Source organism: Pseudarthrobacter sp. MEB009, from assembly GCF_030208875.1.
Taxonomy (GTDB): Bacteria; Actinomycetota; Actinomycetes; order Actinomycetales; family Micrococcaceae; genus Arthrobacter.
Genome location: NZ_JARVTC010000008.1, coordinates 31,609 through 52,795, shown reverse-complemented (window position 1 = coordinate 52,795; position 21,187 = coordinate 31,609). Strand labels below are relative to the sequence as shown.

The following is a 21,187-nucleotide window of genomic DNA, read 5'->3' as shown; positions in this document are numbered from 1 at the left end:
CCTGAGGTGGAAGAAGGCGGACCCGCCGGCTTCCCGGTGGATGCGGAGGCGGACCCGGAGGCGGTGGCCAAGGCCATCGTCTACCGGCAGCTGTCGGCGGCACCCAAAAGCAGGCTCCAGCTGGCCCGCAAGCTGGCCGAACGGGACGTTCCGGAAGATGTCGCAGAAAACGTCCTGGACAAGTTCGAGGACGTTCGGCTTATTAACGATGCCGAGTTCGCGGACATGTGGGTCCGCAGCCGCGCGCAGTCACGGAAACTCGCCAAGGGCGCGCTCCGGCGGGAACTGGCAGAGAAAGGCATCGAGCCGGACACCGCGGAAGCCGCCCTGGAACAGCTGTCCGACGCCGACGAGGAACTGGCAGCCCGGAGCCTGGTGGAGCGCAAGCTCCGGCCCGGCCTGGACCTTGACGACCGCGCTGGGCGCGACAAAACAACCCGCCGGCTGGCGTCCATGCTCGCCCGCAAGGGGTATCAGCCCGCCCAGGCCTTCCGGATTGTGGCTGACGTCATCGATGCGCACGCGGCAGACACCGGCCAGCCGGTAAGCGGCTACCCTTAACAGGTGAGTTTGACCATTCCTTCCCCCCTTCCCGGCAACGGTTCCGTTGCAGCGCCCGCAACCGAAGCGGAGCCGGCTCCGCCGCTGCACTCCGGCCCTGCCGGCGCCCGCACCTACCAGGTGCGGACCTTCGGCTGCCAGATGAACGTGCACGACTCCGAGCGGATGGCCGGGATGCTGGAGGACGCCGGCTACGTACCGGCCGAAGGCGCCCAGGCAGACGTTATGGTCTTTAACACCTGCGCGGTCCGGGAAAACGCCGACAACAAGCTCTACGGCAACCTGGGCATGCTGGCTCCCATCAAGGCCGCCAACCCGGGCATGCAGATCGCCGTCGGAGGCTGCCTGGCCCAGAAGGACCGGGACACCATCCTGAAGAAGGCGCCGTGGGTGGACGCTGTCTTTGGTACCCACAATGTGGGTGCGCTGCCGGCACTGCTGGACCGGGCCCGGCACAACAACGAAGCGCAGCTGGAAATCCTTGAATCACTGGACGTCTTCCCGTCCACGCTGCCCACCAAACGCGACTCGGTCTACTCGGGCTGGGTATCCATCTCCGTGGGCTGCAACAACACCTGCACGTTCTGCATCGTGCCCGCCCTCCGGGGCAAGGAAAAGGACCGCCGCCCGGGCGACATCCTCGCCGAAATCCAGGCCCTGGTGGCTGACGGCGCCATCGAGGTCACCTTGCTTGGCCAGAACGTCAACTCCTATGGCGTGGAATTCGGCGACCGGCAGGCCTTCTCCAAGCTGCTGCGCGCCTGCGGCGACATTGAGGGGCTCGAACGCGTCCGGTTCACCAGCCCCCACCCGGCCGCTTTCACTGACGACGTCATCGATGCCATGGCCGAAACCCCCAACGTGATGCCGCAACTCCACATGCCGCTGCAGTCCGGTTCGGACGCCGTCCTGCGGGCCATGAAGCGCTCCTACCGGTCCGCCAGGTTCCTCGGCATCCTGGACAAGGTCCGGACCCGGATCCCGCATGCCGCCATCTCCACGGACATCATTGTGGGCTTCCCCGGCGAGACCGAGGAGGACTTCCAGGCCACCCTTGACGTGGTGCAGCAGTCCCGGTTCGCCACCGCCTTCACCTTCCAGTACTCCAAGCGGCCGGGCACTCCCGCCGCCGACCTGCCTGAGCAGCTGCCCAAGGCCGTCGTGCAGGAACGCTTCGAACGGCTCACCGCACTTCAGGACAGGATCGCCGCAGAAGAGAACCGCAGCCAGCTGGGCTGCCGGGTGGAAGTGCTGGTCACCGCACAGTCAGGACGCAAGTCCGAAGAGACGCACCGGCTCTCCGGCCGTGCCCAGGACCAGAGGCTGGTGCACTTCTCGGTTCCGGCAGGGGCCCCGGCCCCGCGTCCGGGTGACCTGGTCACCGTCACCATCACCGAGGCAGCAGCCTTCCACCTCGTCGCCGATCCTGCTCCGGAGGACTACAGCCTCAGGCGCTCACGCGCCGGGGACGCCTGGGACCGGTCCCTGGCGGACTCCTGCGGCGCTCCCGCACCAGGGGCTGCAAAGGGTGGTTCCGGCGTGTCCCTTGGCATGCCTGCCCTGCCGCTGCGCACCCGCTGACCGGTGGCAGCCCCGGCCGTCATCGCCGTCGTCGGACCCACCGGCTCCGGTAAGTCAGACCTCGCTGTTGACCTCGCCCTCGCACTGGATGGCGAGGTCATCAACGCTGATGCCATGCAGTTTTACCGGGGCATGGACATCGGCACCGCAAAAATCACCATCGCCGAACGCCGGGGTGTGCCGCACCACCTGCTGGACATCATGGACGTCACCCAGGAAGCGAGCGTTGCGGACTTCCAGGAGCAGGCCCGGGCAACTGTGGCAGCCATCCATGCCCGCGGCAAACGGGCCATCCTGGCCGGCGGCTCGGGACTGTACGTCCGGGCGGCCCTCGACGTCCTGGAGTTCCCCGGCACCAGCCCCGAACTTCGCGGGCAGCTGGAAGCGGACCTTGCAGCCCAGGGAACGGCGTCGCTGCGCGAACGCCTTCGCGCCGTGGACCCGGTGTCGGCGGAGCGGCTCACGGATGACCGCCGCATCATCCGTGCACTGGAAGTCCAGCAGCTCACAGGCCGCCCGTTCAGCGCCTTTATGCCCCGCCGGGAGTACTTCCAGCCGGCCGTGCAGATCGGCCTGGCAGTGGACCGGGAGGTGCTCCGCGTCCGGCTCGCTGACCGGGTGCACGGCATGGTTGCCAACGGCCTGACCGCCGAGGTCCGGCGGCTCGATGCTGAGGGCCTGCGGCGCGGCAGGACAGCTGCCAGGGCCCTCGGGTACTCCCAGTTCCTCAACGTCCTGGAAGGAGTGGCAACAGAGGCCCAGGCGGCAGAGGAAACCATCGTGGCCACCCGCCAGTTCGCCCGCCGCCAGCTCACCTGGTTCCGTGCCGACCCGCGCGTGGACTGGCTGGACTGGAAGGACCCGGAGCTCGCGGCGAAGGCAGTTGCGCTCAGCCGGCATGCCTGATTCGGGTGCCGGCACCGTGGCCGGTAACCTAGGACCCATGGACGCAGCCACCGCACACACCGCCACCCCGGCCCTGCCCGACCTTGCCGGCCTCCGGTTCGCCAAAGGACACGGCACCGGCAACGACTTCGTCCTGGTGGCCGATCCTGAGGGAACCTCCGTTATCGGCGCAGACCACGTTGCTGCGCTGTGCGACAGGCACCGCGGCATCGGTGCGGACGGCCTCATCCGCGCTGTCCCTTCCCGATTCCTGCCCGAAGGCCGCGACCTGCTGGCCTCCAGCCCCGACGCCGAATGGTTCATGGACTACCGGAACGGGGACGGCTCACTGTCCGAAATGTGCGGCAACGGCGTGCGTGTCTTTGTCCACTTCCTGCGCGCCGAAGGCCTGATCGACCTGCCCGACGGCGGCGCCCTCACCATCGGCACGCGCGGCGGCGTCAAGACCGTGGTCCGGACGGGCGACGGCTACGCGGTGGACATGGGCCCCTGGGAGTTCATCTTCCCCGGCGATGCCACCGCCAAGGCCATGGACTCGCTGGTCACCGCCGACGGCCTCGAAGTGCCGCGGCCTGCCCTGTCCATCAGCATGGGCAACCCGCACACCGTAGTTGCCCTGGCCGAACTTTCCGAACTCAGCGCCACCCGGCTGTACACAGCGCCCACCGTGGAGCCCGTGCCGCCCCACGGCACCAACGTCGAATTTGTGGTCCCCGCCGACCCGCTGGTGCACAACGGCGTCGGGGCGGTCACCATGCGGGTGCACGAGCGCGGCGTGGGGGAGACCCAGTCCTGCGGCACCGGGGCCTGCGCTGCGGCTGTGGCCATCCGTCACTGGGCTGGGGCCGAAGCCCCGGACACGTGGCAGGTCAACGTCCCCGGCGGTGCGGTGGGCGTGAAGTTCTTCGCCGGGCCCGGCGGCCACGAACACGTGGAGCTCAGCGGCCCCGCCGTTATTGTGGCGACAGGGACGCTTTCCTGACCTTCAGGATCCGGAACGTCTTGGCCGTGGATTCGCGGGTCACGCTGAACGTGGCGTCCAGCTCCGAGGCAAGCCACCGCTGAAGTGAATCCGAGCCGAGGTTCTTCTGGACCACCAACCAGGCGGTGCCGCCCGGGGCCAGCCGGGGCAGCCAGAGCCGAAGCAGGGAATGCAGCTCGTCCTTGCCGATCCGGATGGGCGGATTGGACCAGATGGTGTCGAAGCGCACCCCCGGATCCACCGCATCCGGAAGGGCTGCTGCCACATTGGCCAGCCCCAGGGCCGCCGCGTTTTCGTTGGTCAGCGTGATGCACCGTTCATTGACGTCCACGGCGTGGACTGTGGCTTCGGGTGCCAGCAGCGCCATGGTCAGGGCGATCGGGCCCCACCCGCAGCCAATGTCCAGCAGGTTTCCCTGCGGGGAGGGCGCCGGGACTTCGGCCAGGAGGACAGCGGTTCCCTTATCGATGCCGTCAGGGCTGAAGATGCCTGCGGAGGTGTGGAGGTGCCGGGTTTCGCCGGCGAGATCCACGGTGAGCGGCTTGCGGGTAAAAGGGCCGGCGGGTGATGCGCTGAAATAATGTGCTGACTCCATAACGAGCCAGAATAGTTCCCCTTGGAGCGTAATGGGAAACCGCGTACTTTGGCGCTCTGCTAGTGTTGGGAGCATGTTCCTGATCTTCGAGTAGCACGCGCCGGGCCCCGCCCGCCCCGTGCCCCGTCCCACAGCGACGCAGGTTAGCCAACCTTCCGCTTGTGCACCGGACCAGCCGCGATCCGCGCTGTTCCGGCCGCCGGACAATCCTCGAAGCATCAGCCTGGCTGGCGCTCCTGCCTTTTCCGGCCCTATTTCTTCCCTGCACCGGGAGCGAAAGCATGATGTCCCGTGCAGGCACGCCAACCGCAGCCCAGGGGGCTGCGCGAAAAACAGGAGGCATGGATGACTGCAGGCCGTCACCCCAGCTCAGAGACTTCACCACAGCACAGCGATCGGCACTATTCTGGAAATGCCGAATCTTCAAAGGAGACCATGACCGACCAGCCCAACCCCGGATCCGATCCCGCCGCCTCGGACCTCAGCCCCGCCGACATCCAGGCTGTGATCGACCGGATCCTCTCCAAGGACGTGCCGGCCGGCAGCAACGGGAAGTCGGACGACGGCGGGAAGGCAGTCTTTGGCAAAGCCCAGGCGATCTCCCACCAGGAGCAGGAGCATTCCAGCTACGACGGCGACCAGCAGGACCTTGAGGAACGCCGGGCGCTGCGCCGCACCGCAGGGCTGTCCACGGAACTCGAGGACGTCACCGAAGTCGAGTACCGCCAGCTTCGGCTTGAGCGGGTGGTCCTTGCCGGGCTGTGGTCCGAAGGGACCCTCGCCGATGCCGAGAACTCGCTGCGCGAGCTGGCGGCCCTTGCCGAAACGGCCGGCTCCGAGGTCCTCGACGGCCTGGTCCAGCGCCGCGCCAAACCGGACCCCGGAACGTTCCTGGGCTCGGGCAAGGCCCTGGAGCTCAAGGACATTGTGATGTCCACGGGCGCGGACACTGTGGTGGTGGACGCGGAGCTGGCACCATCCCAGCGCCGTGGCCTGGAGGACATCGTCAAGGTCAAGGTGATCGACCGTACCGGCCTGATCCTGGACATCTTCGCCCAGCACGCCAAGAGCCGCGAAGGCAAGGCCCAGGTTGAACTGGCCCAGCTCGAATACCTGCTCCCGCGCCTGCGCGGCTGGGGCGATTCGATGTCCCGCCAGGCAGGCGGCCAGGTGGGTGGAGCCGCCGCAGGTATGGGTTCACGTGGTCCCGGTGAGACAAAGATCGAGCTGGACCGCCGGCGCATCCGGACCCGGATGGCAAAGCTGCGGCGCGAAATAGCCGCGATGAAGCCCGCCCGGGAAACCAAGCGGGCCAACCGCCGTCGTAACGAAGTACCATCCGTTGCCATTGCCGGCTATACCAACGCCGGGAAATCCTCGCTGCTCAACCGCCTGACGGATGCCGGTGTCCTGGTGGAGAACGCCTTGTTCGCCACGCTGGACCCCACCATCCGCAAGGCGGAGACCGCGGACGGCCTGGGTTACACCCTTGCCGACACCGTGGGCTTTGTCCGGTCACTGCCCACCCAGCTGGTGGAGGCCTTCCGGTCCACCCTGGAGGAGGTAGCGGACTCGGACCTGATCCTGCATGTGGTGGACGTCTCGCACCCCGATCCCGAGGGGCAGATCGCTGCCGTCCGCAAGGTCTTCACCGAGGTGGACGCGCGCAAGGTCCCCGAGATCATCGTGCTGAACAAGGCCGACGCCGCGGATCCCTTTGTGGTGGAGCGGCTCAAGCAGCGCGAACCCCGCCACGTGGTGGTTTCGGCGCGCACCGGTGAAGGCATCGACGCGCTGCTGCAGGCCATCAGCGACGGTATCCCGCGGCCCGGCGTCAAGCTGGAGCTGCTGATCCCGTACGACCGCGGGGACCTGATCAGCAAACTGCACGAATCGGATGCCGAGATCATCAGCGTTGACCACGTTGAGAACGGTACCCGGGCCGTGGTGATGGTCCGGGAAGGCCTTGCGGCCGAGCTCGAACCATTCGCCAGCAATGACTGATACCGGGCGGAGCGCCGCGGGCACACCCGGCGAGGAGTTCGCCATTGAACTCCTCGACCGGGCGGTGTCCGGCATGGGCGGGCAGAGCCGCAGCGGCCAGCACGAGATGACCCGCCAGGTGGCCCGCGCCCTCGAAACCGGCAACCACCTGCTGGTCCAGGCCGGCACGGGCACGGGCAAATCGCTGGCCTACCTGATCCCGCTGATCGCCCATGCCATCGAAAGCAACAAACCGGCGCTGGTGTCCACAGCGACGCTGGCACTGCAGACCCAGATTGTGGGCCGCGACCTGCCCCGCCTGCTCAAAGCGATCACCCCCGCCCTTGAGCGGCCGGTCAAAGTGGCCCTGGTCAAAGGCCGGTCCAACTATGCCTGCCTGCACAAGCTCGAAGGCGGCTTTCCGTCCGAGGAACCCGCCGAGGGCCAGCTGTTCTCCCTGGCGGAAGACACCAGCGTGCCGCACTTTGCCGCGTCGATGGGCGGTCCCTCGTCCCAGCTGGGCCGCGAAGTGGTCCGGCTGCGTGAATGGGCGGAGAAGACCACCACGGGAGACCGCGACGAGCTGCTGCCGGGCGTAACCGACAAGGCGTGGCGGCAGGTGTCCGTGACCTCCATGGAGTGCCTGGGGGCACAGAAGTGCCCCATGGCTGCCGAGTGCTTCAGCGAGCTGGCCCGCCAGGACGCCGCCGAGGCGGACCTGGTGGTGACCAACCACGCCATGCTGGCCGTCAGCGCCTTCGAAGGACTTGCCGTGCTGCCCGAGTATGACGTGGTGGTGGTGGACGAGGCCCACGAACTCCAGGACCGGGTGACGGGCGCGGTCTCCGGCCAGCTGTCCGTTGCCATGATCCACGCCGCCGCCTCCGGAGCCCGGAAGCACACGGCCATCACCGTGGATGCGCTCAACGCCGCCGCCGGGAACCTGGAGTTGGCGCTGGACGGTGCCCCCAACGGCCTGCTGCCCAACGGGCTCAATGACGAACAACTCGACTGTGTGGACCAGCTCCGTGAAGCGTGCCGGGCGGCGCTGTCCGATTCCAAGGCCGACGGAAGCGCTGCGGCCGACGGCGGGCGGCAGCTGGCGCGGTCCCGGCTGATGCTCATCCTGGAACTGTGTGAGCGGCTCCTGACAGCCCGCGACAACCGCGAAGTGGTGTGGTTCTCCCGCGCCAGCACCTTCGATCCCGGCCAGGGCTATTCGCCGCCGGACGAGACCGCCCCGGTCCTGGTGAACATTGCCCCGTTGTCAGTGGCGGGCCGCCTGCGTGAAGGCCTGTTTGCCGGCCACACCGTGGTCCTTACCTCCGCCACCCTTGCCATCGGCTCGGCGTTCGAACCCGCAGCCGGTGGGCTGGGCCTGGTGGGGGAAGGTGCCCCCACCTGGACGGGCATCGACGTCGGCTCGCCCTTCGACTACCCGCGGCAAGGCATCCTGTACGTGGCAGGGCACCTGCCCAAGCCCGGGCGCGGGGTCTCCCCGGAATCGCTGGCTGAACTCGAATCCCTCATTACGGCCTCCGGCGGGGGAGCCTTGTGCCTGTTTTCGTCCCGCCGCGCGGCAGAGGAAGCGGCGGAGGCGCTGCGGCCTAAACTGGAACAGACAGTCCTGTGCCAGGGCGATTCCACCATGACCGCGTTGGTGAAACAGTTTGCTGACGAGCCCGACACCTGCCTTTTCGGCACCATGTCGCTGTGGCAGGGCGTGGACGTGCCCGGCGGTTCATGCCGGCTGGTGGTGATTGACCGGATCCCGTTCCCGCGCCCGGACGATCCGCTGATGACCGCCCGCTCCCGCGCCGTGGCGCAGGCCGGCGGGAACGGCTTTATGTCCGTCTCGGCCACCCACGCGGCCATCCGGCTCGCCCAGGGCGCCGGCCGGCTGATCAGGTCCACCGGGGACAAAGGCGTGGTTGCAGTCCTGGACTCCCGCCTGGCCACCGAACGTTATGCGGGCTTCCTGCGCGGGGCGCTGCCCCCGTTCTGGGCCACAACGGATCCCAAGACTGCTGTGGCCGCCCTGGAGCGGCTGGCCCGGGAAAACGCCTAGCTGCAGACCCTGGCCGGACGCGGAGACGAGTACGGCCGGTGGGCAGGCAGCGACGCTGCCAGCCCACCGGCCGTACCGGCAGTTCGGGGGAACAGGAGTTTGGCGACAGTCAGAGGGACCGCAGCACCGAGACCACTTTGCCCATGATGGTGGCGTGGTCACCAAGAATGGGCTCGTACTGGGTGTTTTGCGGGAGCAGCCAGGTGTGGCCGTCACGCTGGCGGAACGTCTTGACCGTTGCCTCGTCATCGAGGAGGGCGGCGACGATATCGCCGTTCACGGCGTCCGCCTGGCGGCGCACCACCACCCAGTCACCATCGCAAATGGCGGCGTCCACCATGGAATCGCCGGCCACCTTGAGCATAAAAAGTTCGCCCTGGCCCACCAGCTGGCGGGGGAGGGGCATCACGTCCTCCACCACCTGGTCCGCCAGGATGGGGCCGCCGGCGGCAATACGGCCCACCAGTGGCACCATGGCCGTATCCAGCGCGGTGGGCAGGACGGTGACGGTTGCGCCGCCCGCCGAGGCGCCGTTGGCCGGGCGTGACTCCGCTGTGGCTGCGCCGCCGTCCAGCGTGAGGGGCATCAGGACTTCCATGGCGCGGGGCCGCTTGGGATCGCGGCGAAGGTAGCCGAGCTTTTCCAGCTGCGAGAGCTGGTGCGTCACGCTGGAGAGGCTGGCGAGCCCCACGGTGTCGCCGATTTCACGCATGGACGGCGGGTAGCCGTTGTCATTGACGGACCGCTGGATGGTCTCGAGGATTTTCTTCTGCCGGGGGGTCAGGCCCTTGGCGGTCCTCTTCGGTTGCGGGGTTGCCCTGCTTCCGGCGGCTGCTGCTGCCATATTCGCCAATGCCTTTCGGTTGCCACCGGGCTGTCCGTGCCCCCGGGCCGGTTGGTCCCGTCCTCATTGTCAGACCCTGGTGATCAACTTCAGAGGTGGTTGTTCGTTGGTTCAAAACTAGGCCAGCCACAAGGCTTTTTCAAACATTTGTTCTAGCGAGTCTCGACATTGTTCGTTGATAGATGCTAAAACTGAAGAAGCAAAGTTCGAATATGTGTTCTATTCCTTGCTTGCCCCGTTCGAAGAAGATGCCGGATACGCCGGGGCGTGGCTGCTGGGAAGGACAACCGGGCAGCACAGTACGGTCCAGGAGGGCTCAGTTCATGTCAGCTACATCACTCACCCAGGTTTCACTTCCCGTGGTTGCACACCCCGCGGCTTCCATCCGCCAGGTTCCGCGTGCAGGGGTTTCCAGCGCCAAGGCTTCAAAGGCCCTGCCGCCGCTCCGCCTCACCCGGCGCGGCCGGATTGTCCTGGTGGGCATCCCGCTGATGCTGCTGGCAGCGGTCCTGCTCTCCCTGGCCGGCTTCTTCACCTCGCCGGCCAAAGCGTCCGACTCCGTTGCGGATCTCGCCCCCACGCCCTCGGTGTCGGTGACCGTCCAGCCGGGCGACTCACTGTGGGCCATTGCCGGCTATGTGGCTCCGGACCGGGACGCGCGGGACGTCATTGCGGACATCGTGCAGCTCAACAACCTCACCGGCGGAGCAGTCCTCCCCGGCCAGCAGCTCTTCGTCCCCACGTACTAGCTTGTTCGAACGCACGTGCGGGCTGTTCGTCCCCACGTTCGGGCCAGCACCAACGGCTGGAAACAAGGACACCCCACCCGCAGGATGGCAGTCCCGGACCGTCACATTTTCCGGGGCCGGGCAGGGCCACTAAACTGTTCAGGTGAATGACCAGCTAGAGCGTTTGAACCGGCTTCCCCTCCGCAGCAACCTCCGTGGGCTGACCCCTTACGGGGCCCCCCAGCTGGATGTTCCCATCCTGCTCAACGTCAACGAGAACACCCATGGCGTCCCGGCGGACGTCCGTGCCGCCATCAGCGCAGCAGTCACCGAGGCCGCTGCCGGGCTCAACCGCTACCCGGACCGCGAATTCACCGATCTGCGGAAGGCCCTGGCGGAATACCTGGGGCACGGCCTGGACGAGGCCAACCTCTGGGCCGCCAACGGCTCCAACGAGGTCCTCCAGCAGATCCTGCAGGCGTTTGGCGGCCCCGGCCGGACCGCCCTGGGTTTTCCTCCCACGTATTCCATGTACCCGCTCCTGGCCAGCGGCACGGATACCGAATACATCGCAGGGGTACGCGCCGAAGGGTACGGCCTCAGCGCGGAGTCGGCTGCCCGCCAGGTGCGCGAGCTGCAGCCCAACGTCGTTTTCCTCTGCTCACCGAACAATCCCACGGGAACCGGGCTGGGCCTGGACGTGGTTGAGGCTGTCTACGAAGCCGGCAACGACAGCCAGACCATCGTCATCGTCGACGAGGCGTATCACGAGTTTGCCCACGAGGGCACACCCAGCGCCCTCACCCTCCTGCCTAGCCGGGAACGCCTGATCGTCACCCGCACCATGAGCAAGGCCTTCGCCCTGGCCGGCGCCCGGCTCGGCTACATGGCGGCGGCCCCGGAAGTCACCGACGCCCTCCGCCTGGTCAGGCTGCCGTACCACCTGTCAGCCATCACGCAAGCCACTGCCCTTGCCGCACTTGAGCACCGCGAGGCCCTGATGGCGGACGTGCAGGACATCATGGTCCAGCGCGACCGCATCGTGGCCGGGCTGGAGCTGCTGGGCCTCAAGCCCGCGGCGTCCGACTCGAACTACGTGTTCTTCGGCGGCCTCACGGACCCGCACCAGGTCTGGCAGGAACTCCTGGACGCCGGCGTGCTGATCAGGGACGTCGGGATCCCCGGACACCTGCGCGTCACTGCGGGCACGGAGAAGGAAACAACGGCGTTCCTGTCCGCCCTGGAGAGCATCCTTGCCGGGACGCCCGGGCTTCGCGCCTAGACTTGACCAACAGGGCGCACCCCGTCCCACCACCCCCACTTCCCTCAAAGGACCCTTGACCATGAGTTCCACCGGATCGAACGCAGCCGAGTCCCGGACCGCACGCATGGAGCGTGCCACCAGTGAATCGTCAGTGCTCGTGGAGATCAACCTTGACGGCACCGGTGTATCGGACATCGACACCTCGGTGCCGTTCTACGACCACATGCTCACAGCACTGTGCAAGCACTCGCTGATCGACATGACCGTCAAGGCCACCGGTGACACCCACATCGACGTCCACCACACCGTCGAAGACGTCGCCATCACCTTCGGGGAAGTCCTCCGCACCGCCCTGGGCACCAAGACCGGGATCCGGCGCTTCGGCGAAGCCACTGTCCCGCTGGACGAGGCCCTTGCCCACGCCGTTGTTGATGTCTCGGGCCGGCCCTACCTGGTGCACGGCGGCGAGCCCGCAGGCCAGGAGTACCACCTGATCGGCGGGCACTTCACCGGGTCCCTGACCCGCCACGTTTTCGAAGCCATCACCTTGCACGCCGGCATCTGCCTGCACATGAACGTCATGGCCGGCCGCGATCCGCACCACATCGTGGAGGCACAGTTCAAGGCGTTCGCCCGGGCCCTGCGCGCGGCCGTGGAACCCGACCCCCGCGTTGAAGGCATCCCGTCCACCAAGGGCGCCCTGTGACGGGCCGGATCCTCAAGGACGGCGCGATCATCGACCCCTCGGCAGCCCAGCGGCTCGAGTCGCCCCAGGGCAAACCCACCGTCACCGTGCTTGACTACGGTTCCGGGAACGTACGCTCCGCCGTCCGCGCCCTTGAGCGTGCCGGAGCCGAGGTCATCCTGAGCGCCAAGCCCGGGGACGCGCTGAACGCGGACGGCCTGGTGGTGCCCGGCGTCGGCGCCTTTGAAACGGTGATGCGCGAGCTCAAAGCCGTGGACGGGATCCGCCTGATCGGCCGCAGGGTGGCCGGCGGACGCCCGGTCCTGGGCATCTGCGTAGGACTCCAGGTGCTTTTTGAAGCCGGTGTGGAGCACGGCACCGAAGCTGAAGGCATCGGCGAATGGCCCGGCAAGGTGGAACTGCTGCCCGCCGAGGTGGTGCCCCACATGGGGTGGAACACCGTGAAGTCCCCGGCCGGCTCCAAACTGTTTGCCGGCGTCGAAAACGAACGCTTCTACTTTGTGCACTCCTACGGGGTGCAGGAATGGAACTTCGACATCATCCAGCCGCGTATGGCGGCGCCCCTGGTGACCTGGTCCGAGCACGGCGCCCCCTTCATAGCCGCGGTGGAGAACGGGCCGCTGTGCGCCACCCAGTTCCACCCGGAAAAGTCCGGCGACGCCGGAGCCCGGCTGCTGCGCAACTGGGTGGACGCCCTGCGCCGCCCCGCAACCAGCGATGCCACCCCAGCCGAAACCGCTGCCCAGCCCGCGGCCGGCGGCGATTCCTGAATGTGGTCCATTGTCCTGATGGGCCTGGCCGGTCTCCTGGTGGGCGGCGCACTGTCCTTCCGCCAGCAGGCCAAACCGCTCTGGACCCAGGTTTCGTTCTACGTCCTGGCCGCGATGTCGCTGGTGGCCGCGTATCTCCTGACCCTGCCTGGCTCCTGACCGGGCCCGCGTACTCCGTCACCCAACCCTGAGGAAACTGATGACCACCGCAAACGACCTGCCGGTCCTGGAACTGCTGCCCGCCGTCGACGTTGTTAATGGACAGGCCGTCCGGCTGGTCCAGGGCGAGGCCGGCAGCGAAACCAGCTACGGCACCCCGCTGGAAGCTGCGCTGAACTGGCAGGACCAGGGTGCCGAGTGGGTGCACCTGGTGGACCTCGACGCAGCCTTCGGCCGGGGGTCCAACGCGGAACTGCTCCGCGAAGTGGTGGGCCGGCTGGACATCAAAGTGGAACTGTCCGGCGGGCTGCGCGACGACGAAAGCCTCGAAGCTGCCCTTGACCTGGGCGTCGCGCGCGTGAACCTGGGCACCGCCGCGCTGGAGAACCCCGACTGGACCCGCCGGGCAATCGACCGCTTCGGCGACCGGATCGCCGTGGGCCTCGACGTCCGCGGCACTACACTGGCAGGCCGCGGCTGGACCAAGGAAGGCGGGGACCTCTGGGACGTCCTGGCACGCCTTGAAGACGCCGGCTGCGCACGCTACGTGGTCACGGACGTCACCAAGGACGGCACCCTGCAGGGCCCCAATGTGGAGCTACTCCGCCGGATGGTGGAGAAGACCGGCAAGCCCGTGGTCGCCTCGGGAGGCATCTCCAGCCTCGAGGACCTCAAGGTCCTCCGTTCGCTGGTTCCGCTGGGCGTCGAAGGTGCCATTGTGGGCAAGGCCCTGTACGCCGGCGCCTTCACCCTGCCCGAAGCCCTCGACGTTGCCGGCCGCCGCTGAGGCGCAACAGGGAAACCGCATGACAAGCCGAGAGTCCGGTCCGGACAGCCCCGCGCCCCGGCACCTGCCCGGGCATATCGCCGCCGCGTTGGCCGGTGCCGGCGGCGCCGCCGACTCTGCCGGACAGCCCTGGGCAGGCCGCAGCCTGGCCGGCGATGACGCCCGGATCCACAATTTCGACGACGACGACGGCGCTGCCGACGCCGGTTACCTCGCCGCCGTCGCGGCACTCCGGTCCGGCACCGGCGACGAAGCCGGGGTCGTGGCTTCGCTGGCCACGGCCAGGGTGTTTATCCCGATCGTTGCGCAGCTGGCCGAGGAAGCCGAAACGGACTCGGGGCTGCACGCCGACAAGCAGGCCGACATGGCATTGGTCACCCTCATGGCCGCGGACGGACGGACGGCCATGCCGGCCTTCACGTCAGCCGGGGCCCTTTCGGCCTGGCACCCGGACGCCCGGCCGGTGGCCGTCTACGCCGCCAGGGCCGCGCTGTCCGCTGTGGCAGAGGGCGCCGAGCTTATGGTGCTTGACCCAGGGTCCGGGGTCACCTTTGTGGTCCGCAGACCGGGCCTGTGGGCGCTGGCCCAGCAGCACTCCTGGTCGCCGTCCTACGCGGACGCGGAACTGGCCACCGAAATGCGGCAGGCTGCAGCGGCCTTCCCCGCCGTCCGGGACCTTCAGCTGAAACCCGGCAGGGGAGTGGGCACCGCCGCAGCGGACGGCTCAACCCTTGCCGGTGGCGGCGCCGGTCCCGAGCTGCAGGTGGTGCTCTACCTGGCGGACGGGCTGGACGCTGCCGGGGTACAGCAGCTGGTGGCGGGGCTCCAGGGCGAGTGGTCGCGGAATGTATTGTTTGGGGAGCGGGTCGACTCGATCGAGGTCAAGTTGAGGCGCGCCACACACTAGCCGGCAGCCAGGCGGGAAACCCCGGGAGGCTGCGGCAGACCTAAGGATCATTTTCGTGAATTTCGCTCTCTACCGGGAGTTGCTCGCCGTCCAACCCATCCGGCGCCTGCTGCTGGTGGGCATGATCGCCCGTATTCCCCACTCCGCAGCCGGCGTGCTGCTGACCCTGCACATCGTCCTCACCCTGGACCAGGGCTATGCCGCCGCCGGAGCCGCCGCCGCCGTGATGACCATCGGCATCGCCGTTGGCGCGCCGTGGCGGGGCCGCAGGGTGGACACCGTGGGCCTGCGGAAGGCCCTCATACCATCCGTGGTTTCCGAAGCGGTCATCTGGACCGTGGTGCCCCACGTCTCGTACCAGTGGCTGCTGCCCCTGGTGTTTGTGGGCGGCCTGCTCACCCTCCCCATCTTCAGCGTGGTCCGCCAATCGCTGGGCATCCTAGCTGAGGGGGACCAGCGCCGCACGGCCTTCGCCCTCGACGCGATCACCACCGAACTGGTGTTTATGATCGGCCCGGCGGCCGGCGCCATCATTGCCACCAGCGGCCACACCGTCGCCGGCCTCACCGTTGTAGGCCTGGCCACATCCTTCGCCGGCCTGTTTCTCATGTGGTTCAACCCACCCACCCGCAGCCCGGCCCAGACCGCAGACGCCGAGGGGGAGCGCAGCCGGGACGAGCGCCACGCCGCCGAAGCGGCAGTGGTGGCCGCGGCCCCGGCCCACCTTCAGGAGGCGGCGGCGGAACTGGTGCCGGCAGGTGCCCCAGCCCCGGGGATCCGGGGACGGGTGGCGCACAACTTCGCCTGGTTCACGGCGACCGTAGCGGCATTGTTCGCCGTGGCAGCCGGAACCGGGATGGTCCTCAGCGGCACCGATGTGGGAATCGTCGCTGCCCTGGAAGGAGGCGGACACCAGGGCGAAATCGGGATTGTTTTCCTGTTCTGGTGCGCCGCGTCCGTGGTCGGTGGACTGATTTACGGTGCCATGCACCGGCCCGTGTCACCCATCCTGCTGCTGCTCGGAATGGCCGCCTTCACCATCCCCATGGGCTTCGCGCACGATACCTGGACCCTGGCGCTGGTCTCCCTGCTCCCCGGCCTGCTCTGCGCGCCGGTGCTGTCCTCCGCGTCGGAGAAGGTCGCGGATCTGGTCTCGGAGGAACGCCGCGGCGAAGCCATGGGCTGGTACGGCTCTGCACTGACCGGCGGCGTTGCCCTGGGCGCGCCGCTTGCCGGGGTGTTCATCGACGGTGTCGGTCCGTCCGGCGGCTTCTTCGCCGTCGGCACCGCCGGAGTCCTGCTGTGCCTGGTGGGACTGGTGCTTCAGCAGGTTCGCCGGCGACGCGCAACCGCCTGAGCTGCACGGCCGGGGTTGGTAAAACCAACAACAACGGCCGCCGGCGCTGCGGCGTGGGCTGGATTGCTGTCTGAGCCGGCCCGCCGGCGCAGCCGCCAGGCCCGTAGAGCCGATTGGTTAACCAACGACGGCGGCGGCAGGCCCGTGTGGGCCGGCCGCCGCCGTGGTGGTCATCAGTCTCCGGAGCCGGCGCCCCGGAAGGTGTCCGTCAGTTGACGGCGCCGGTGAACTTCTCGCCCGGACCCTTGCCCGGCGGATCCTGGATCAGGGATTCCTCGCGGAAGGCCAGCTGCAGCGACCGCAGGCCATCACGCAACGGGCCCGCGTGCTGGGAGCCGATCTCGGGTGCCGCGGCGGTTACCAGACCGGCCAGGGCGTGGATCAGCTTCCGGGCCTCGTCGAGGTCCTTGAGCTCTTCGGCGTTTTCCTCGGCGGCGAGGCCCAGCTTGACGGCGGCCGCGCTCATCAGGTGCACGGCGGCGGTGGTGATGACCTCAATGGCCGGAACTTCGGAAATGTCCCGGATCTGCTGCGAGACGCCACCGGCGTCACCTGCAGGCTCGAAAACATGTGAATTACTGTCTGGGGTGCTCATACTGGTAAGCTTGACACAGACCGACTGGATGCTGTTATTTCAGAGATTGTCCTTACGATCGGATTCCTGCGGCGCCCCGCGGCGTTGACAGGAATCTTTTTCTGTAGAATGGCATGCAGTTTGCAAGCGGAGTTCTCTCCCACCCGCGTCAGCCGTTGTCCTTCGATGTTCCTGAACATCTGATGGACGCAAGGTTGCCGGGTACCTGGTTGGGCATGGCGCCGGCAGTAGCCGGTGTGTGCGGGCAGTCCCTTAGTGGGGCAGTCCAGTCAACCTTTTAGAGGCCTTCGATTGCTCCGGCAATTGGGGGCCTTCTCTATTTGCCGGAATCCACAACAAACACAGGAGCTTTAACATTAGCGAGCCAAGAATCAATGAGCGTATCCGCGTCCCCGAGGTGCGGCTGGTCGGCCCTGCAGGTGAACAGGTAGGAATCGTCCGTATTGATGATGCACTGCGCCTGGCTGCCGAGTCCGATCTTGATCTCGTTGAAGTTGCGCCGCAGGCCAAGCCTCCGGTGTGCAAGCTGATGGACTTCGGCAAGTACAAGTACGAAGCCGCTGTCAAAGCCCGTGAAGCCCGGAAGAACCAGACGAACACCGTTCTGAAGGAAATCCGCTTCCGCCTTAAGATCGACACCCACGACTACGAGACCAAGCGCGGCCACGCCCTCCGCTTCCTCGGCGCCGGGGACAAGGTCAAGGCCATGATCCAGTTCCGTGGCCGTGAGCAGCAGCGTCCCGAGATGGGCATCCGCCTGCTCCAGCGCTTCGCCGACGACGTCGCTGAAGTCGGTGTGGTGGAGTCCAGCCCCCGCATCGACGGCCGCAACATGGTGATGGTGGTTGGCCCGCTCAAGAACAAGGCTGAGGCCAAGGCCGAAGCCCGCCGCGCCACCCAGCGCGCCGAGTCCAAGGCACAGAACGAAGCCCGGGCAACGGGCGGCCACATCGACGTTTCCGGCGATGACCAGGCACCCTTCACGCAGTCCCTCGCGGACCTGCTGCCCGAGGGCTTCGCCATCACCACCGAACCCGCCGCAGCAGTCGAGGCTCCGGAGGAAAAGCCGGCAGCCGCCGTCGAACCTTCCGAAGCCGCCGCAGCACCGGCTGAAGCCCCCAAGCAGGAGGCTCCGAAGCAGGAAGCCCCCAAGCAGGAGGCCACCAAGGCCGCCGCGCCGAAGGCTGCCGCTCCTAAGGCCGCTGCCCCGAAGGCCGCTGCTCCCAAGGCTGCAGCCCCGAAGGCCGCCGCCCCGGCTGCCAAGCCTGCTGCTGCTGAAAAGACGGAAGCCGCCACCCCGGCTGCCGCTCCCAAGCCGGCTGCTGTGCCGAAGCCGATGGCCCGGCCTGCTGCCCCCAAGCCTGCTGCACGCCCTGCCCCCAAGGCAGCGCCGAAGCCGGCTGCGAAGAAAACCACTTAGTCCACAACTGCCGGCGGTAAGTCCCGCCGGCAGCCAGCAACCAGCACGCCGCCCGTAAGGGTGGCTGCTCGATAGAACTGCAGGCCCAGCCTGCGGACACGTAAGGAGATCGGTTCCCATGCCGAAGATGAAGACCCACAGTGGTGCTAAGAAGCGCTTCAAGCTGACCGGCAGCGGCAAGCTGCGCCGCCAGCAGGCCAACCGCCGCCACTACCTCGAGCACAAGTCCTCCAGGCTGACCCGCCGCCTCGCCGGCGACAAGATCGTCTTCAAGGGCGACGCCAAGGTCATCCGGAAGATGCTCGGCATCTAATTTCCAAGTTCTTTGACGGGCCGCCAACCGGCAGCCGGTCAGCTACCAAAAAGCCTTCTCAGGCCGCCGGGAAACCGGCAGTAGATGCTTGGGATCAGATTTTCGAAGGAGTACGCACGTGGCACGTGTGAAGAGGGCGGTAAACGCCCACAAGAAGCGTCGGGTTATTCTTGAGCGCGCAAAGGGTTACCGTGGTCAGCGTTCACGCCTGTACCGCAAGGCCAAAGAGCAGCTGCTGCACTCGTTTGTGTACAGCTACGGCGACCGCAAGAAGAAGAAGGGCGACTTCCGCCGCCTGTGGATCCAGCGCATCAACGCTGCATCCCGCGCCAACGGCCTCACCTACAACCGACTGATCCAGGGCCTGAAGGCCGCTGAGGTTGAGGTTGACCGCCGCATGCTGGCCGAGCTGGCCGTCTCGGACGCCAACGCTTTCGCCGCGCTGGTCCAGGTTGCCAAGAACTCGCTGCCCGCCGACACGTCCGCTCCGGCCGTCCAGGTTGAAGCCGCAGCGCCGAAGGCCGAGAAGAAGAAGCCTGCTGCGAAGAAGCCTGCTGCGAAGAAGCCTGCTGCGAAGAAGCCTGCCGCCAAGAAGGCTGCAGCAGCCGAGTAGCAGCAAAGCGTTCCTTCGGGAAACGGCAGTTCAGGAACGGGTGGCAGCAGCCATTACAGTTCTTATATGAACGAAACCGGGCGCCCGCAAGATTTTCCAATTTCCAACCCCCGAGCAGATCGGGTCCGGGACGTGGCGAAACTTGCAGGGCGCCCGGCCCGTTTAAGGCGCGGCGAATTCCTGGTGGAAGGCCCCCAGGCGGTGCGGGAAGCCCTGAAGCTGCACCAGCAGCGGCTGGCCGCAGGTGCGCCGGGCATCGTGACCGAAGTGTTTGCCAGTGAGGCCTGCCTGGACCGCTACCCGGAGTTTGATGGGCTCGCGGAGGGCACCGATGCGCGGCTGGCAACCGAGGATGTCCTGGCAGCCATGGCGGACACCGTCAACCCGCAGGGAATTGTGGCCGTCTGCCGCTTTGTGGACGTGTCCCTCACTGACGTGCTCGACGTCGGCCCACGCCTGATTGCCGTCCTGTGCCAGGTCCGGGACCCGGGGAACGCCGGGACGGTCCTCCGGGCCGCCGACTCCGCCGGGGCGGACGCCGTGGTGCTGACCGGTTCCAGCGTGGACATCTACAATCCCAAAGCCGTCCGCTCCACGGCAGGCTCGCTTTTCCACCTTCCGGTGGTCATCGGTGCAGACGTGGCGGAAGTGGTGGCGGCCTGCAAGGAACGGGGGATCGGGGTCCTCGCCGCCGACGGCTATGGCGCCCTGAACCTGGACACGCTCCAGGACGGCAGTGCCCGGCGCAGGCTGACCGGTGACGGGCCGGAGACCGGCTACGACCTGGCGGCCCCCACGGCCTGGTTGTTCGGCAACGAGGCGCAGGGCCTCTCGGAGGACGAACTGGCCCTGGCCGAGCATCGGGTGGCGGTCCCCATCTACGGCGCTGCCGAAAGCCTCAACCTCGGCACCGCGGCCACCGTGTGCCTCTACGCCAGCGCCCGCTCGCAGCAGGAGCCAGCCGCACAGCCAGCTGACCGGTAAGGCGCCGCCGGGCCGCACTGCCGTGCGCTCCAGGTTCCGGCCGGGTACGGTAATGCATGGGCGGAGCCAAGCTGGGTCCGTAATAAGTGCTGGATTCCTGATCCTGGAGAGGTGGAAGCCACCGTGGCTGCCAATGGCGGTACCAAAGCGATCGTGGCGGCCCTGGCCGCGAACCTGGGCATCGCCGTCCTCAAGTTCGTGGCGTACCTGCTGACGCTGTCCTCGTCGATGCTGGCCGAAGCCATCCACTCGCTGGCGGACTCTGGCAACCAGCTCCTGCTGCTGGTGGGCGGAAAGAAGTCCCGGCGTGCTGCCAGCCCGGAGCACCCGTTCGGCTACGGCCGGGAGCGCTACATCTACGCATTTATCGTTGCCATTGTGCTGTTCAGCGTCGGTGGCCTGTTTGCCCTCTACGAGGCCTACGAAAAATTCCTGGAACCGCATCCCATCGAGGGCAGCTTCTGGTGGGTGCCACTGGCCGTGCTGGTGGGCGCGATCGTGGCGGAATCCCTTTCGTTCCGGACGGCGATCCGCGAATCCAACACCGTCCGCGGCAAGCAGACCTGGGTGAAGTTCATCCGGAGCGCAAAACAGCCGGAACTGCCCGTCATCCTGCTCGAGGACTTTGGCGCCCTTATAGGCCTGGCCTTCGCCCTGATGGGGGTGGGCCTGACCCTGCTGACAGGGAACGGGGTGTGGGACGCCGCCGGCACTGGCATGATTGGTCTCCTGCTGGTGGCCATCGCCGTGGTCCTGGCCATGGAGACCAAGTCCCTGCTGGTGGGGGAGTCCGCCGGTAAAGAGGACCTGGAGCGCATCAGGGCCGCCATCGAGGCCGACGGCGGCCGCATCATCCACCTCAAGACCCTGCACCTTGGACCCGATGAACTGCTGGTGGCAGCCAAGATCGCCGTGGACAGCACGGAGACGGGCCGGCAGATCGCCCGGGAAATCGACAGGACCGAGGCGCGGATCCGGGCAGCAGTGCCCATCGCCAGGGTCATCTACCTGGAACCGGACCTCAACCGGTCGGATACCGGCGAATAATCCCGGGAGTCCAACCC

At 67.4% G+C, this 21,187-nt stretch carries 22 protein-coding genes; 19 read left to right on the top strand and 3 right to left on the bottom strand.

Annotated elements, in window-relative coordinates; translation table 11 throughout:
• The first annotated feature begins 63 nt into the window (after positions 1 to 63).
• From QRN07_RS08405 to dapF, 4 genes are read left to right on the top strand one after another with little or no spacing between them, the layout of a single operon-like run.
• Positions 64 to 561, top strand: a complete 498-nt coding sequence (locus tag QRN07_RS08405; protein ID WP_285240826.1) for a regulatory protein RecX — start codon at positions 64 to 66, stop codon at positions 559 to 561.
• Positions 562 to 564: 3 nt separating this feature from the next.
• A complete protein-coding gene (miaB, locus tag QRN07_RS08400; protein ID WP_502934786.1) occupies positions 565 to 2,142 on the top strand; it encodes a tRNA (N6-isopentenyl adenosine(37)-C2)-methylthiotransferase MiaB in 1,578 nt (525 codons plus the stop codon).
• Between the two features lie 3 nt (positions 2,143 to 2,145).
• On the top strand, positions 2,146 to 3,048 hold the full coding sequence (gene miaA, locus QRN07_RS08395) for a tRNA (adenosine(37)-N6)-dimethylallyltransferase MiaA (RefSeq protein WP_050685702.1): 903 nt from the start codon (positions 2,146 to 2,148) through the stop codon (positions 3,046 to 3,048).
• Between the two features lie 37 nt (positions 3,049 to 3,085).
• Positions 3,086 to 4,030 (top strand): diaminopimelate epimerase, encoded by a 945-nt coding sequence (gene dapF / locus QRN07_RS08390; RefSeq protein ID WP_285240813.1) that lies wholly within the window; start codon positions 3,086 to 3,088, stop codon positions 4,028 to 4,030.
• On the opposite strand, the gene QRN07_RS08385 is transcribed toward dapF, so the two are convergent.
• On the bottom strand, positions 4,002 to 4,625 hold the full coding sequence (locus QRN07_RS08385; RefSeq protein ID WP_050685701.1) for a class I SAM-dependent methyltransferase: 624 nt from the start codon (positions 4,623 to 4,625) through the stop codon (positions 4,002 to 4,004). The genes dapF and QRN07_RS08385 overlap by 29 nt on opposite strands.
• Before the next feature lie 435 nt (positions 4,626 to 5,060).
• Here QRN07_RS08385 and hflX point away from each other — a divergent pair, with 435 nt between their 5' ends.
• On the top strand, positions 5,061 to 6,629 hold the full coding sequence (hflX, locus tag QRN07_RS08380) for a GTPase HflX (protein ID WP_050685700.1): 1,569 nt from the start codon (positions 5,061 to 5,063) through the stop codon (positions 6,627 to 6,629).
• Positions 6,622 to 8,676: an ATP-dependent DNA helicase gene (locus QRN07_RS08375; RefSeq protein WP_285240812.1), complete on the top strand. Its 2,055-nt coding sequence runs from the start codon at positions 6,622 to 6,624 to the stop codon at positions 8,674 to 8,676. The genes hflX and QRN07_RS08375 overlap by 8 nt, the downstream gene beginning before the upstream one ends.
• 109 nt (positions 8,677 to 8,785) lie before the next feature.
• On the opposite strand, the gene lexA is transcribed toward QRN07_RS08375, so the two are convergent.
• Positions 8,786 to 9,520, bottom strand: a complete 735-nt coding sequence (gene lexA, locus QRN07_RS08370) for a transcriptional repressor LexA (protein ID WP_050685698.1) — start codon at positions 9,518 to 9,520, stop codon at positions 8,786 to 8,788.
• Positions 9,521 to 9,843: 323 nt separating this feature from the next.
• Between lexA and QRN07_RS08365 the strand changes: the two genes are divergently transcribed.
• From QRN07_RS08365 to QRN07_RS08330, 8 genes are all read left to right on the top strand, one after another.
• Positions 9,844 to 10,269 (top strand): LysM peptidoglycan-binding domain-containing protein, encoded by a 426-nt coding sequence (locus tag QRN07_RS08365; protein ID WP_285240811.1) that lies wholly within the window; start codon positions 9,844 to 9,846, stop codon positions 10,267 to 10,269.
• Positions 10,270 to 10,411: 142 nt separating this feature from the next.
• Positions 10,412 to 11,530, top strand: a complete 1,119-nt coding sequence (locus QRN07_RS08360; RefSeq protein ID WP_285240810.1) for a histidinol-phosphate transaminase — start codon at positions 10,412 to 10,414, stop codon at positions 11,528 to 11,530.
• A gap of 61 nt (positions 11,531 to 11,591) precedes the next feature.
• Positions 11,592 to 12,218: an imidazoleglycerol-phosphate dehydratase HisB gene (gene hisB / locus QRN07_RS08355; protein ID WP_285240809.1), complete on the top strand. Its 627-nt coding sequence runs from the start codon at positions 11,592 to 11,594 to the stop codon at positions 12,216 to 12,218.
• Complete coding sequence (hisH, locus tag QRN07_RS08350) at positions 12,215 to 12,988, top strand: imidazole glycerol phosphate synthase subunit HisH (RefSeq protein WP_285240808.1); 774 nt, start codon at positions 12,215 to 12,217, stop codon at positions 12,986 to 12,988. Before hisB ends, hisH begins: the two co-directional genes overlap by 4 nt.
• On the top strand, positions 12,989 to 13,147 hold the full coding sequence (locus QRN07_RS08345; protein ID WP_164468838.1) for a CG2302 family histidine operon protein: 159 nt from the start codon (positions 12,989 to 12,991) through the stop codon (positions 13,145 to 13,147). It abuts the gene before it with no gap.
• A 40-nt stretch (positions 13,148 to 13,187) separates the two neighbouring features.
• Complete coding sequence (gene priA / locus QRN07_RS08340; protein WP_050685694.1) at positions 13,188 to 13,934, top strand: bifunctional 1-(5-phosphoribosyl)-5-((5-phosphoribosylamino)methylideneamino)imidazole-4-carboxamide isomerase/phosphoribosylanthranilate isomerase PriA; 747 nt, start codon at positions 13,188 to 13,190, stop codon at positions 13,932 to 13,934.
• Positions 13,935 to 13,953: 19 nt separating this feature from the next.
• Positions 13,954 to 14,841, top strand: a complete 888-nt coding sequence (locus QRN07_RS08335) for an SseB family protein (RefSeq protein WP_285240807.1) — start codon at positions 13,954 to 13,956, stop codon at positions 14,839 to 14,841.
• A 55-nt stretch (positions 14,842 to 14,896) separates the two neighbouring features.
• Positions 14,897 to 16,198 (top strand): MFS transporter, encoded by a 1,302-nt coding sequence (locus QRN07_RS08330; protein WP_285240806.1) that lies wholly within the window; start codon positions 14,897 to 14,899, stop codon positions 16,196 to 16,198.
• Positions 16,199 to 16,406: 208 nt separating this feature from the next.
• Here QRN07_RS08330 and QRN07_RS08325 read toward each other — a convergent pair whose 3' ends face one another.
• Positions 16,407 to 16,793, bottom strand: coding sequence for a DUF1844 domain-containing protein (locus QRN07_RS08325; protein WP_056595916.1), 387 nt, complete (start codon positions 16,791 to 16,793; stop codon positions 16,407 to 16,409).
• Positions 16,794 to 17,190: 397 nt separating this feature from the next.
• On the opposite strand from QRN07_RS08325, the gene infC reads away from it, so the two are divergent.
• The 5 genes from infC (at position 17,191) to QRN07_RS08300 (ending at position 21,170) form a co-directional block, all read left to right on the top strand.
• Positions 17,191 to 18,213, top strand: a complete 1,023-nt coding sequence (gene infC / locus QRN07_RS08320; protein WP_502934785.1) for a translation initiation factor IF-3 — start codon at positions 17,191 to 17,193, stop codon at positions 18,211 to 18,213.
• 118 nt (positions 18,214 to 18,331) lie between these two features.
• Positions 18,332 to 18,526, top strand: coding sequence for a 50S ribosomal protein L35 (rpmI, locus tag QRN07_RS08315; protein ID WP_009358635.1), 195 nt, complete (start codon positions 18,332 to 18,334; stop codon positions 18,524 to 18,526).
• Between the two features lie 118 nt (positions 18,527 to 18,644).
• Positions 18,645 to 19,139, top strand: a complete 495-nt coding sequence (gene rplT / locus QRN07_RS08310; protein WP_285240805.1) for a 50S ribosomal protein L20 — start codon at positions 18,645 to 18,647, stop codon at positions 19,137 to 19,139.
• A 66-nt stretch (positions 19,140 to 19,205) separates the two neighbouring features.
• A complete protein-coding gene (locus QRN07_RS08305; protein WP_285240804.1) occupies positions 19,206 to 20,123 on the top strand; it encodes a TrmH family RNA methyltransferase in 918 nt (305 codons plus the stop codon).
• Between the two features lie 123 nt (positions 20,124 to 20,246).
• Complete coding sequence (locus QRN07_RS08300) at positions 20,247 to 21,170, top strand: cation diffusion facilitator family transporter (protein WP_050685709.1); 924 nt, start codon at positions 20,247 to 20,249, stop codon at positions 21,168 to 21,170.
• The last annotated feature ends 17 nt before the right edge of the window (positions 21,171 to 21,187 follow it).

What these genes read in the sequence shown, in the direction of transcription:
- dapF (WP_285240813.1), top strand. Translation starts at nt 3,086, where the DNA reads ATGGACGCAGCCACCGCACACACCGCCACCCCGGCCCTGCCCGACCTT.
- QRN07_RS08385 (WP_050685701.1), bottom strand. Translation starts at nt 4,625, where the DNA reads ATGGAGTCAGCACATTATTTCAGCGCATCACCCGCCGGCCCTTTTACC.
- hflX (WP_050685700.1), top strand. Translation starts at nt 5,061, where the DNA reads ATGACCGACCAGCCCAACCCCGGATCCGATCCCGCCGCCTCGGACCTC.
- QRN07_RS08375 (WP_285240812.1), top strand. Translation starts at nt 6,622, where the DNA reads ATGACTGATACCGGGCGGAGCGCCGCGGGCACACCCGGCGAGGAGTTC.
- lexA (WP_050685698.1), bottom strand. Translation starts at nt 9,520, where the DNA reads ATGGCAGCAGCAGCCGCCGGAAGCAGGGCAACCCCGCAACCGAAGAGG.
- QRN07_RS08365 (WP_285240811.1), top strand. Translation starts at nt 9,844, where the DNA reads ATGTCAGCTACATCACTCACCCAGGTTTCACTTCCCGTGGTTGCACAC.
- hisB (WP_285240809.1), top strand. Translation starts at nt 11,592, where the DNA reads ATGAGTTCCACCGGATCGAACGCAGCCGAGTCCCGGACCGCACGCATG.
- QRN07_RS08345 (WP_164468838.1), top strand. Translation starts at nt 12,989, where the DNA reads ATGTGGTCCATTGTCCTGATGGGCCTGGCCGGTCTCCTGGTGGGCGGC.
- priA (WP_050685694.1), top strand. Translation starts at nt 13,188, where the DNA reads ATGACCACCGCAAACGACCTGCCGGTCCTGGAACTGCTGCCCGCCGTC.
- QRN07_RS08335 (WP_285240807.1), top strand. Translation starts at nt 13,954, where the DNA reads ATGACAAGCCGAGAGTCCGGTCCGGACAGCCCCGCGCCCCGGCACCTG.
- QRN07_RS08325 (WP_056595916.1), bottom strand. Translation starts at nt 16,793, where the DNA reads ATGAGCACCCCAGACAGTAATTCACATGTTTTCGAGCCTGCAGGTGAC.
- rpmI (WP_009358635.1), top strand. Translation starts at nt 18,332, where the DNA reads ATGCCGAAGATGAAGACCCACAGTGGTGCTAAGAAGCGCTTCAAGCTG.
- QRN07_RS08305 (WP_285240804.1), top strand. Translation starts at nt 19,206, where the DNA reads ATGAACGAAACCGGGCGCCCGCAAGATTTTCCAATTTCCAACCCCCGA.